Origin of the sequence: Pseudomonas sp. AM8, assembly GCF_036346475.1 — a bacterium.
Lineage (GTDB): Bacteria > Pseudomonadota > Gammaproteobacteria > Pseudomonadales > Pseudomonadaceae > Aquipseudomonas > Aquipseudomonas marginalis.
Window position 1 is genome coordinate 1 of record NZ_JAOTNX010000008.1, and the last position, 12,483, is coordinate 12,483.

Consider the following 12,483-nt stretch of genomic DNA (forward strand, 5'->3'; position numbering starts at 1 on the left):
GTTTATCCTGATAATTGCTAAGGCGCCGTCTATTGCCTCGGATATCGCCATGTATTCTGTGGCAGACTCGTGAGAGTATGCAATTTTCCGAACAGGACGTTTGAAAGTGAACATAGGTTATCTCCGCAATATCTAAGAGCAGCTCTCACGCAATTTACTTTAACAATACAAGGCTATTGGGTGTAAACCAAGCTAACTTCAGCATTAAAAAGATCGTCATCGAGTTGCTCAAGCACTTTAATGCATTTAGTTACTGTTTTTTGGAATTCAAGATTTGCCTCATGACATTTCTCACTTTCGAAGGGCGTCAAGTTATTAACGCTGACGGTCTCGGAGAGCGAAATAGTTATCCGTTGTATGATAACGCTAAGATTAAACTTAACCGTTTGCTTCAGGTCATGCAGCGCGCTGATTAAATTTTTAATTTCCTGTCTAAGCAGGGGACTTACGTCATCAGGCGTATCGGTATACGTATCTTCTGAAATTTTAGAAAAAGTATTACCGATCGTCAGAAAATTATTCTCTAAGCTGCGCACGGAAAAAATAATGGAACCCACTTCCTTACTGAGGGACACCGTGAGCTTTTCGTACTCCTTCGCAGCAACTGAATAATACTCTTCGGTTTTTGGCATTGTCTCAGCGCTCTAATTCGAAAAGGCTAGTAGAGATCAAACAGTATGCTTTCCTTGCTGACAATTCTACGAAATAAGGTAGAAACAGATACAGTTTTTTGCGCTTTTTTTTAATATCTGCGCTTATTAATACATCAATTACCATCATGTGCTGGCAGCGATGGAGATCCAGGCAAGCAAGATTTAGGTGGGTACACTTTACTCAAGAAACTAATCTTTGCCGACATGTTCGTAGTTGGTTGACTCAGTTTTGGCGGTTTGAGTAAAGAAGGTAGTCACGGAACGCGCCATTGATTGAATTCTTGAAATTTGCAAGCAGCCCTACCGAAGCTTTTTCATGATCTTTATAGTTCACCCAGTTTTTAGGTTAACATAACCTCAATGAAATCCGGATGGCATATCTGTGATAAAGCCAAGGCGCCTCTAGCAAGTAGATTGCGAGCATATTATTAAACTTATTGCCCCGTTTGTATCTGTCACTCTTAACTGTGCCAACAAGGTTTCTTCGATGAACGCGATTTGGGATGATCAGGAGAGTTTTATTAGCCAACATATAAATAACGTTCGAACTAGCGTTTCTTAAATTACTGACAGCTGAGCTAGCTATACCCCACCAATGCTTTCGGCGCCCTTATCGAATACGTCCCCATTCCACCTAGGTTTTTTATCGGTCAGATGTTGAAACTCTTAACCCACCTTGCGCAGCGACTGAAAAACATTCTATTGTGTAACCCGGAATTCACGTCTAACTCACCGGCATTAACTTTTATTAAATACACATTCAGTTTTATATTTACTGCACCGCCGCTAAATCTAGTACAATGAACACCATTAAGAATCTATCGCAACGCCGAATGCGTTATCTATTAAAGATCCACGATCCTAATCTACCTAAAACGTTATCAAAACGAACGTCATAAGTTATCTTTAACTTACTAGGTATTTCATGGCGCTCATTATAATTTTTTATAAATCGCAGTAGAGGCATCTTTGGAGCACGCCGAATGCAGTCACTCTTCCAGTCAAGCTCAGAACTCTAAGAAGATAATGTTTTTTACCTACCTTCAGAAATTGGTTGACAGCAGAGTTAAAACTAGTTTCATTCTACTACAAGCTATCGCCCCAGACTATTAATGAAGTAGTGTTCATTGCAAGTCTTGCGCATTTCAAGTGTGCATCCTCCGCGGCGGTGACTTACTCCAGGATATCGTTTGGTGCGAATTTCGCATCCCCTTGTTCCGAGCCCACAGCGGCGCTATCTGCGGCTGGCACGTCACGAGAATTATCAGCCGGCCGACGCTCCATCTGCAGATCAACCATAATTTGCGGCGGCGGTGGAACGCTTATACTTTACAGCGCATGATGGATTTTAGCTTAAATAAGCTCTGGATACGTTTATGCCGCCGCTTGAGAATTTTGAAAGGAACAATATTAGGTTCGAACTAACCCGCGTCACCACCGCTTAAGATGTACATACAAGTTTCGATGCACCAATGGAGTTACTTATACTGAAGCGTCTATTGAACGTACCTTAAAGGCATTTTTTCTCTATGCTTTACAATAATCGCCCCTATCGTGTGAGGCCGTGTAGATTACTTCAATGCTTTCCAATAATATTATGTAGCTCGTAGCTAACCAGCGACACAAATCTACCACAAATAATTATTACTCCTGCATTATTTATATTCGCGAAAGCTAGTACGCTGCGTACATCATGTTTTAAAAATTTAAGTTACAGCTCACTTCATGCTTATCCGTTATCTAGCCTTTGCCTAACAATTTAAGATATAAGCGCATCAAAAATATAGATTTTTCAGCGATAGCTTAGGCTTACCTGAGCATTAAAGAGCGTCTCGTCAAGTAGCCGTAGCGTAATCATAGTTTTATTAAGTGTTTTTATAAACTGGAGACGCGAAACATGGCAGCGTTCATCGTACACCTCACTGGTATCAATACCTTTTGAAACTTCCACTAATGTGTTACTCACTGTGTGTATTACTAAACTTATACCCTCTTTGACTGTTCGCTTCAAGACTCCCATCGCGCTTCCAAGTTCTCTTATTTCTTGCTTGGCGAATGGGCATAATATATCCTTGCCTTCAGCCGCAGCGTCTTCAGAAATTCTCGATACTGTGTTGTCAACGATCAAAAATGTATTTTCAATATTACGAACTGAAAATACTATTAATCCTACCACTTCGGTCAGAGTGCTTGCTAACGCTACATACTCTGCAGTTGCTTCAGCATAATATTCTTCTAGCATTAACATCTTTTAGCACCTCCCTGGTTACGGCTATTTGATATCACCATATTAAATTACTAATCAAAAAGCCATGATTGAAATAGTTAATTTCTGCGCTTTATTTTAAGATTTGCGTTTATTTTTCAATGCTGCACCTTCAACGTTCTAAGGTGTTCGACCTAGGGAATCTCCGAACAAGTCCTCAAATGTGATGAAATACGCCTGACCAGCTGATCCGAGCCGCCCATGAGCCAGATGAGCTTTGGAGTGGTCAACTGATCCCGGACACGACGTTAAATCTTTTTTCGACTGAGCTGGTGCCAGTCCGTTATTTAACTGATGTGGCCGAATCCAGTCATAGCGATGCATCAGATACTGACTGATATTGCGCTGAGCCTTTTGGGCCGTCATGAGCCCACGGTCGGTATCCACTCAGTTTTCAGGCTCCGAAAAGCACGTTCCATCGGCGAGTTGTCGTAGCAATTACCTCGGCGACTCATGCTCTGATTGATGCGGTATCGCCAGAGTCGCTGGCAAAAGTGGCGACTGCCGTATTGGGAGCCCTAGTCGGAGTGAAACAGCAGGCCTTGAGGTTTGCCGCGCTGCTCATAGGCCATGTCGAGTGCCTTGATCACCAAGTCCGAATCCGGTTTGTTCGACAACGCCCAGCCCACCACCCGGCGCGCGAAGAGATCCATGACCACGGCCAGGTAATGCCATTTCTCTTGTGCCCAGATGTAAGTGATGTCGCCACACCTGACTTGATTGGGCGCGGGCACATCGAACTTTTGATTCAGAATATTCTGAATATCAGGTCTCGCTCCACCGTTGCCTTTTTATAGGAATGCGAGCCCGGCTGATTACTGATCAAACCCAATGCCCGCATCAGACTGCGTACTTTGAAACGGCCGACCTGCTCGCCATCTGCCTGCATGATCGACACGATACTGCGGCTGCCGGCAGCGCTTCGACTTTGCGTGAACAGCTCGTTGACTCGAATGCGTAATCGAACCCGCTCAACGTCCGGAGTTCGGCGTCTGAGGCGATAGTTGTAGTAGCACGAACGCGGCACTTCAAAGGCTTCGCACAACAATTCTACCGACTCACGAGCACTCAGTTGATCAATCAGCGCATGCGCTCGTGTTCTTCCGACATCAAGAGCGCGGTAGCCTAATGAGATGGTCACCCCCACACCTTGCGAGGGCTAGGCTTTAGCAGGGTGATTTATTTTCGGAGGGCATCATCATTAGTGAGTCAGCGCTGATAGGTATTGATCTCGGTAAACATACGTTCCATCTGCACGGCCAGGATAAGTCAGGCCGGGAGGTGTTTCGCAAAAAATGTTCACGGGCGCAAATGATGCAGTTTTTCGCCCGCTCGCCGAGCTGTGTCGTGGCAATGGAGGCCTGTGCGGGGTCGCACTATGTTGCTCGTCAGTTGGCGGCAATGGGACACGCGGGCAAGCTGATTTCCCCGCAGTTCGTTAACCCCTTCGTCAAGGGGAACAAAAACGACTTTGTCGACGCTGAGGCGATTTGCGAAGCCGCTTCTCGTCCTTCGATGCGTTTCGTTACGCCCAAGACTGAATCCCAGCAAACCCTGTCTGTACTCCATCGGATGCGCGAATCGTTGGTGCGTGATCGCACCAGAACCGCTAATCAAATGCACGGTTTTCTATTGGAGTTTGGCGTCAGCTTACCCAGAGGTTTGGCCATCATGAAGCGTCTGGCGGTTGTTTTGGCTGAGCATGAACTTCCCGTTCGTCTGACGGTGCTGCTGCAGCGTTTGTACAATCACTTCGTCTATCTGGATGAGCAAATCAAGGCAATGGATAAAGAATTGGCATGCCAACTGGCCGACGATGATCTGGGAAGTCGTTTGCTGAGCATTCCATGTGTCGGCCCGATCACCGCCAGCCTGCTGGCTGTGGAGATGGGCGATGGCAAGCAGTACCGATGCAGCCGGGACTTTGCCGCATCAGTGGGCTTGGTACCCAAGCAATACAGCACCGGCGGCAAGGCCAACTTACTGGGGATCAGTAAACGCGGCGACAAGCACCTTCGACAGTTGTTGGTGCAATGTTCCAGGGTCTACATGCAGAGACTCGATCACCAGAAAGGAGCCTTGGCCGATTGGGTTCGCTCATTGCTGAGCCGACGCCACTCTAATGTCGTGGCCTGTGCCTTGGCTAACAAGCTGGCGCGTATCGCTTGGGCGATGGCTGCGCACCATACGCAACACGAAGCAGGGCCAGACGCCTTGAACGCCTGATTCTGCAGTTGTTGCTGTACCACGATTCACCTTTCAGGTTTTGCGATAGCTGAATAATGGATGACGTAAACGGCCTACCGGCCTGACGAAGAACCTGTTTTAAAAATTGGCTCAGCAAGAAGCCGTTAGCCTTTTTCAGGATCGTCAGGCGCGACTCTCATCATGGCGCGGGTGAATCATCCAAAGACGCCGGATAGATTTAAGCAAGCCAACTACTTCGCCCATGAATCAGCATTGCAAAAAAGGGGGGTGACCATAGATTTTTAAAATGGATTTCTCCCGCTCAAGACGAGTGATCCGAGCTTCCAGCTCCTGGATTTTCTGCTGCTCGGGCGTCAGGGCTTTGCTCTGAGACGTGACGCCATTGCGCTCTTGCTGAAGCTGGTTGACCCAGCGACGCAGCGCGGATTCGACAACTCCAAGTGAACGGCTGGCTTCGATATGGCTATAGCCTTGATCGAGCACGAGGCATGCGGCCTCGCGTTTGAATTCAGCGGAAAAGGTACGGCGTTGTTTGGTCATCAGTCATCTCTATCTGGCGAGCATTCTTGCCTAAATGGGCGTCCGGTTTCATTAGGCCACTACAGATGAAGAAATGATTGTAGGCGCGTTGATCCATGACCTGGGTGACTTCCTCGCTCCCTACAATCATTCATAGTTTGCCGTCTCCATCATCAGGCCGTATGTGAGAGGGGAGGTGACATGGATCCTGCATCAGCATGGACTTTTTCAAAATTTCTACTATGCCCATTATTTTTTTGGGGGAGACCGCAACGAGCGTGAAAGATACAAGGATCACCCTTGCTAAAAATCATGCGTGAACTTTTGCGAACGCTGGGATCAATCCTCATTCGACCCAGACTCCCCTAAGCCAAGTCTTGAACACTTCGCTCCATTGGTTCACAAGATTTTCAGCCGCAAACCATTCGATCCCGCTGTATTGAAAGACGAGTACCCTATGATGTAATAGAAGGCCCGCTATGCCTTACTTTTTCGGCATAGCGGGCTAGCTGCACATATAAAGGATCCCGAATACCGCAACACTTTATCCACACGAATCTAGATGCCGGATTACTTAGTGAGCAAGATCCCCTCGGTGTCCGATTGTGAAGGTGTAGCATAAATTGCGGAACATCGCGCGCCTTCCACGTACTCGAATGATGCGGACTTAACTTCTTACAGCGCAGCAGCGGGCAAATCCGGCAATTTCAATGCTGAGCAATAAACTGAAAGCACCTATTAATAAAATCTTTATAATTGGATGGCAATGAGTATCAATTGATACACAGCAGATACTAGTCGAACTCCGATTCGACCGTTGCGAGTGGAAGTGGGTTGAGCGGTCTCCAGCTCTTTTTTTCTGTACCGCAGCTTCGACCACCAGTTATAGCTGTTCACGGTAAATCCCTTTGTAACAATGGCCGTGTTGACGCTATTCCGGTCGAGACAGTGCCGCCAGATTATCCAGTTTCAGTGTTCATCCTCAAGCTCGATAAGCTTGTGTTCTGAAAGGTCGCTGGCCTTTCGGAGTTCAGGGTTTCCGAAAGTATTCCGGACTGCAAACCGGAAAGATACGCTCAGGGGGAAGAGTTCTCCGCATGAAATCCGTGTCGCGTGCCATCACCGATGGTGATCGCCGCATCGACACCGTTCGTCAAACAGATCTTCTCGACGTCTGAAATCATCAAGCGCGGTGTGATTTGCGGGAAGGCGGCGGTTAATTCCGGGGAGCTTCGGCATCAGAAGCATATTGCCGATAGCTTGGTCACATCCACTCGCCAGGGTGCTCTCCTCTCCCGTGGCCCGCAGGTAGGTCGTTTCGCTGGCGAGGTTCGCGAGCGCTGTTGCGACCACATGCTGGCAGTTGCGCCCTTGTGGAGTAATGCTGACCGAACGATTGGCTCTGATGAATAGCATTACATTCAAATGCTTTCAAATGGTTGAATCTTATTGCTTATTGCGGCTTGGGTGAGATGCAACTCATGCCAGCCTTCGTGAACTCAGGCGCCGAGCCGGCGCCTCCAACGCGATCAACGGATCCAGCCGAGGAAGCTTTTGTCGATATTTTTCATAAGAATTATTTATCCGAATGCCCAAGGAATGATTGTTGGTAAGGATAGCAAGATTAGATATATGTTATTCGAAACCTGTTCAACTCATTGCCCCCTCGATTTCGGTTACGCCCAACACACATGGTGCGCGATGCTGGAGCGGACAGAGTTGGATAAAGATTTATTCGCGAATCGAGAGTGCATCGTAGCGATACAGGAGCTGATTGTCATGTATTTGAAAATCTCGAAAATATCTGACGAAACGGCGTCGATTCGAAGCTTTTACCTAGTTAATGCATCGACAGGAGTGCCATTGCCGGAATTCTCGGCGGGGTCGCACATCACCGTGCGCGTAACCGAGACCATAAGGCGACAGTACTCGTTAGCGAATACCCCCGGCTCGTCGAATTGTTACTTGATCTCGGTTCTTAGGGAGCGGGAGGGACGTGGTGGTTCGCATTGGATACACGAAAATTGGAAGATTGGGGATATACTAGAAGTAGAAGGCCCTACCAACCATTTCAGACTCGACGAATCGGCGGGCAAAGTAATTCTCATTGCAGGTGGCATCGGTATTACCCCTATCCTATCGATGGCGAGACGCCTGCAACAAATCGGAACCGAGTATCACTTGTATTACTGCGCGCGCTCGGTCGAGGAGACCGCGCACTACGGAGCGATCGTAAATTCGACTCTATGCACGAATGTAACGTTTATTCATGACCAGGCAACAGGTGGGCGTCTGGATGTGAGCCGACTTTTGAATGATCGCAGGGAAGATTGTCACGTGTACGTGTGCGGTCCACACGGGCTAGTAGAGGCAGTCAAGAGCGCCACGCAAGGTTGGCCTCCTGAAACGGTGCATTACGAGCTGTTCGGGGCGGATCCAAGTTCAATACGGTGTCACGAGGGCGATACGGAATTTACGGTGACAATCGGTAGCACCGGAGAGTCGTTTGCCGTGCCCTCGGACCAGTCGATATTGCAGGTTCTGGCCAATAACGGTGTGAGGGTACGAACATTGTGTGAGGAGGGGTATTGCGGGTCTTGTCTGACTCCGGTGCTGAGCGGCAAGCCGGATCACCGGGACAGTGTTTTAACGCAGGCGGAACGAAACTCTGGACAGCTAATTGCCCTGTGCTGCTCGCGTGCAGAGTCCGAAAATCTGATTCTGGACCTGTGATTATGAAGCTATCCGATTTAGCTCGCTTGCGCCGACTGGCGAGGAACATAGCGTTCATGTGATTCCGGCTTTAGCCTGCCGATTTGTAGTTGTGGCGGTCGCGGTGAGCGCCTTCGACGGGACTTGTTTCGGTACCGTCGAATTCGGCCGGCTGGGCCGACGTCGAACCGCCCGCCTCCCGACGCGGGCGATAAGGGTCGACGTTTATGACTGATGGCTCCGCGCGATGGATGTAGGCCAGCCTCAGCGAAGGCATAAAATTATCGCTGCAAAGCATGTATAGCGGGATAAGCACACTTGGACGAACTATTGAAAACGAAACTACTTCGGAAGATATAAATTTACAGCTAATTTATACACGGGATTAGCAAGCGTCCTCACTTGGTTAAGTTTTTCACCGTTCGCTCCTTCGCAAATGCACGCCTCCAATAAGAGGGCCTTAATAAAGCTATGGCAACGAGCAGGCGGGTCGGGAAGGTTTTTCCTTTTGCCGAGCAATGCACAAATCTATGTCTCGGCAACCGCAAAGATCATAACCAGACCATGAAAGATAAACCCTAAAAAAAGCAATCAATAACAGAAAAAGAATAGAAACTGCCGCCCTTACCTTAAATTAGCTTGAGGAATTTGCACCATGAACGCATTACCTCCAACGTTATTTCTATTCGCTCTTTTAGCGTCTTTCGTCAGCCAAGCTGCGGAGCCAGATCAATGCCGACTGGTTAAATTTGCAGACCCGGGGTGGACCGACATTCAAAGTACCACCGCACTCGCCACGACGATTCTGAAAGCGCTCGACTACCAAACAAAAGTGACGTCGCTCGGAGTTCCACTTACGTACAAGGCTCTGGCCGAAGGTAAGAATCTCGATGTTTTTTTAGGAACCTGGATTCCGACCATGGAGTCTGAACTGAAATCATATCGGGACGCCGGCACCATCGATACAGTGCGAGTAAACCTGGAAAACGCCAAGTACACGCTGGCAGTGCCTGAAAAACTCTGGAATTCGGGGCTGAAGGACTTCTCGGATATCGCTAAATTTAAAGATGAGCTAGGTCGGAAGATCTACGGGCCGGAAGCCGGTGATGGCGGAAACAATGCGATCCTGAAAGCAATCGATGAAAACGCCTTTGGCTTGAAAGATGCCGGATTCATCTTAGTAGCCTCCAGTGAGGCAGGAATGCTTTCCCAGGTAGAGCGGGCAGCGAGGCGAAATTCAGGGATTGTATTCCTAGGCTGGGAACCTCATCCGATGAATAACCGTTTCAAATTGAAATACTTGACCGGCGGGGATGGCTTCTTTGGGCCCAATTTTGGTCAAGCTACGGTGTATACCAGTACCCGTAAGGGCTACGTGGACGAGTGTCAGAACGTGGGGCAACTCCTCAAGAACATGAGCTTCAATGTGGATATGGAAAACCGAATCATGGGTTCAATCCTAGACGACAAAATGGCACCCCAAGCAGCGGCAATGGCCTGGCTCAAAGCTAATCCTCAAATTTTGAATACATGGCTATCGGGGGTCACAACTAGGGAAGGTGGGTCTGGCTTAGAAGCGGTGAAGGCTAAGTTGCTTAATAACGAGGCTTCAGTCAGCATCCAGCGACACGACGACTAAAGGCGCTCCATGGGCTCGTTCGCCGCAATATTAATCTTGGGTTGCGACGGCGCGTGTAGGCCATGTCGGGGAGTAGCAATAACGATGGATCGTCACATATTCGAACAATAGCTTTTAACAACTCCAACCCGCCCATTCAATGGGCGGGTTGGCCCACCAAGAAACCAATCCACCGTGATGAGTACAAATTTAGAGTCGGTTCCAGCGCGAATGGTCTTGCTCATATCCGGATCCTGCACGATTCCCGTGCCAAACTTGGCAAAGAGCCCGTATGATTCCCCGTCGAGCTCTAGACAGTTCAATGGTCGCGGTAGGGACGGCAGTTAGAGACGGCACACCGCCAAACGAAAACCGCCAAGACGTATTAGGTTCCCTGATACCGCGTGGTAAATGAAGTAACCGCTCACCACACGTTGAGCCATTCCCCTTCAACCCGGACAAGGTCATGGCGTCGGCGACTCAACTCCTCGCGGATAGCAAGAAGCGTCGCACGCATACGTTTTTTTGACGGTCAGTCGCAGTACTGGGAAGTCACCGCGTCGGCTGACACTACAACAGTGGGTGAAATCCAGGAAATCAAAAGTCTCTGGCTTTCTCAAACCTCGTTTCCTGCGATTCATCCCGGCGAAACGACGAACTCAATCAGCCGAGTCTTCGCGAGGTTAACGATAACCCGGACCGGGCCAACCACTCATGTAATTGCACCACAAACTGCTGAGCCTGCACTTTCGTCCTGAACCCCACCACACCGTCATCCGCGTAGCGCACGACAATCACATCGCCACGGGCATGTCGCTCGCGCCACTGCCTTGCCCCACAGGTCCAGCACAGTGCAGGTAAATATTCGCCTACAATGGCGATATCACCGCGCCTTGGGGGGGCCCCTTGGTCGCAACCACCCTCCGGCCATCCTCCATAACACCCACTGATAAGCCCGAGCAAGCGCCCGTCCAGTGCCCCAGAAACATCAGCATCATTCATGGTCGATCTCATCAAAGAACGACGTGATATCCGCATCCAATATCCAGTTCACCTTCTGGCCTTTGAGCGCGACCGTTAACGCATCCAGCGCATCGTGCTGACTGCGGCCCGGTCGAAACCCATACGAGAATCCAAGAAAGTCTTGCTCATAGATCGCATTCAGAACGGTAACAACCGCCTGCTGTACGATCTTGTCCTCCAAAGAAGCAATACCCAACGGGCGTTGCTTACCATCGGCTTTGGGAATGTAGACCCGCCGCGATAGCGTTGCCCTGAAGGCCCCTTTATGAAGCCTTCCGTGCAAATCGGTCATACGCTGGAGAAGACCTCCCTCATATTCTCGACACGACATGTCGTCCACGCGCTCACCGCAGCCGCAGCGCAGGGCATAAAAGCTCTGCGCCAATAACTGCGGTGTGATGTGATGTAGCAGTGCCGTGAGCTGCATACCCTTGTGCCTTCGAGCTGCTTCACGTACACCTTCAAGTCCCATCGACGCGCTACTGATCCTGACTCTGTGTCCGGGGGCGCGGGGGACGTGTCGATGTTCCCTGGCTACATCCCTTTCCTTCACTATCTCCGCCGGGCCAGGCCCTTTGTTCGGCTTCTCAGGTCCGACTTCTCAGCGGCGTGGGCAGCAGGGTTACGGCTTTTGGTCTATTTTGCTCCGCCCGGTGCTTGCGCACCGGAGATCTCCCAGTTTCTGTGAAGGACTTCCCGATGTGCACAGGGTCTCCGATCGCGCGGGATCAGAGCATGACTGGCATATAACGCCATGCTCCGTATTACCTTCTGCTTCGGTTAACAGCATCGGCATCCCGAATTCCTGATTACGCGGCTCAATGGTTGGCCCACCGGTTTCCCCTGGCAACGCTTCATCATGCACCTAGCGGTGCAACTTGCATGACTCGTGGTCTGTTGATTCGTCATTTCTTACCAGTATCGAACTTTCATCGACTATCCTCTGCCAACTTTAACTGGCGCTCTATGCGTCCAGCCAAGTCATCTACCCAACCCCGAGAGGCCAGGACATGGAGTGCACTTCAAATTTGAGGTGGACACCATCGCTTCAAGCAACGGTGTCAGGAAGGTGTGTTGCCCGGACGGTGTATCCGTCCGGCCAAGTCATTTACCAGACTCCGCAAAACTAAGACATGTTATTCACTTAGTGCCACCACCCAATCAGATGGAAAATCGTTGAGCACAGTTAAGCTATTGGATCAATCTGAAGCTGGTGAGGGCTCTTGCTCCGGCTTGCTCTTGCTGAGAACGAACCACACAGCTAAACAGATAAGCCCGCCGCCGTACAAATGTGCGGCCGAAGAACGTTCACCAAGGAACATCACACCCCACAGCACGCCGAAGGGAGGGATAAGGAAGGCCACGGTCAGCGAACGCACCGGCCCGATATCCGCGATCAAGCGGAAATACAGAATGTACGCACATGGGGTGCAGATGAAACCCAGCGCAACCAGTGCTATCATACCTCTTGGTTACCCCAACTC

At 49.5% G+C, this 12,483-nt stretch carries 8 protein-coding genes and 2 pseudogenes; 3 read left to right on the forward strand and 7 right to left on the reverse strand.

The genetic code is table 11. The annotated features are described in order from the left end of the window. Window positions 1–173: 173 nt before the first annotated feature. From V3W40_RS19080 to V3W40_RS19090, 3 genes and pseudogenes are all read right to left on the reverse strand, one after another. Window positions 174–632, reverse strand: coding sequence for a hypothetical protein (locus V3W40_RS19080; RefSeq protein ID WP_330215502.1), 459 nt, complete (start codon window positions 630–632; stop codon window positions 174–176). 1,813 nt (window positions 633–2,445) lie between these two features. Further along, entirely contained in the window at window positions 2,446–2,901 is a 456-nt protein-coding gene (locus tag V3W40_RS19085; RefSeq protein WP_330208777.1) for a hypothetical protein, read from the reverse strand. Window positions 2,902–3,145: 244 nt separating this feature from the next. Further along, window positions 3,146–4,045: pseudogene (locus V3W40_RS19090) on the reverse strand (IS3 family transposase); the annotation flags it as partial. A 74-nt stretch (window positions 4,046–4,119) separates the two neighbouring features. Between V3W40_RS19090 and V3W40_RS19095 the strand changes: the two are divergent. After that, window positions 4,120–5,145, forward strand: coding sequence for an IS110 family transposase (locus V3W40_RS19095; RefSeq protein ID WP_330208800.1), 1,026 nt, complete (start codon window positions 4,120–4,122; stop codon window positions 5,143–5,145). Between the two features lie 261 nt (window positions 5,146–5,406). On the opposite strand, the pseudogene V3W40_RS19100 reads toward V3W40_RS19095, so the two are convergent. Continuing rightward, window positions 5,407–5,667, reverse strand: a pseudogene (locus V3W40_RS19100) (transposase); the annotation flags it as partial. 1,611 nt (window positions 5,668–7,278) lie between these two features. Between V3W40_RS19100 and V3W40_RS19105 the strand changes: the two are divergent. Next, the gene (locus tag V3W40_RS19105; RefSeq protein WP_330208776.1) at window positions 7,279–8,379 is read left to right on the forward strand and encodes a PDR/VanB family oxidoreductase; all 1,101 of its coding nucleotides are present in this window, start codon (window positions 7,279–7,281) and stop codon (window positions 8,377–8,379) included. A 70-nt stretch (window positions 8,380–8,449) separates the two neighbouring features. Here V3W40_RS19105 and V3W40_RS19110 read toward each other — a convergent pair whose 3' ends face one another. Beyond that, complete coding sequence (locus tag V3W40_RS19110) at window positions 8,450–8,635, reverse strand: hypothetical protein (protein WP_330208775.1); 186 nt, start codon at window positions 8,633–8,635, stop codon at window positions 8,450–8,452. 378 nt (window positions 8,636–9,013) lie between these two features. Here V3W40_RS19110 and choX point away from each other — a divergent pair, with 378 nt between their 5' ends. Then, entirely contained in the window at window positions 9,014–9,997 is a 984-nt protein-coding gene (choX, locus tag V3W40_RS19115; protein ID WP_330208774.1) for a choline ABC transporter substrate-binding protein, read from the forward strand. Window positions 9,998–10,970: 973 nt separating this feature from the next. On the opposite strand, the gene V3W40_RS19120 is transcribed toward choX, so the two are convergent. Together V3W40_RS19120 and V3W40_RS19125 are read right to left on the reverse strand one after the other, a co-directional pair. Next, a complete protein-coding gene (locus tag V3W40_RS19120; RefSeq protein ID WP_330208773.1) occupies window positions 10,971–11,426 on the reverse strand; it encodes a reverse transcriptase domain-containing protein in 456 nt (151 codons plus the stop codon). 772 nt (window positions 11,427–12,198) lie between these two features. Continuing rightward, window positions 12,199–12,462: a DMT family transporter gene (locus tag V3W40_RS19125; RefSeq protein ID WP_330208772.1), complete on the reverse strand. Its 264-nt coding sequence runs from the start codon at window positions 12,460–12,462 to the stop codon at window positions 12,199–12,201. Window positions 12,463–12,483: the final 21 nt, after the last annotated feature.

Coding starts and splice junctions, on each gene's coding strand:
- V3W40_RS19080 (WP_330215502.1), bottom strand. CDS start 632: ATGCCAAAAACCGAAGAGTATTATTCAGTTGCTGCGAAGGAGTACGAA.
- V3W40_RS19085 (WP_330208777.1), bottom strand. CDS start 2,901: ATGTTAATGCTAGAAGAATATTATGCTGAAGCAACTGCAGAGTATGTA.
- V3W40_RS19105 (WP_330208776.1), top strand. CDS start 7,279: ATGTTATTCGAAACCTGTTCAACTCATTGCCCCCTCGATTTCGGTTAC.
- V3W40_RS19110 (WP_330208775.1), bottom strand. CDS start 8,635: ATGCCTTCGCTGAGGCTGGCCTACATCCATCGCGCGGAGCCATCAGTC.
- choX (WP_330208774.1), top strand. CDS start 9,014: ATGAACGCATTACCTCCAACGTTATTTCTATTCGCTCTTTTAGCGTCT.
- V3W40_RS19120 (WP_330208773.1), bottom strand. CDS start 11,426: ATGCAGCTCACGGCACTGCTACATCACATCACACCGCAGTTATTGGCG.
- V3W40_RS19125 (WP_330208772.1), bottom strand. CDS start 12,462: ATGATAGCACTGGTTGCGCTGGGTTTCATCTGCACCCCATGTGCGTAC.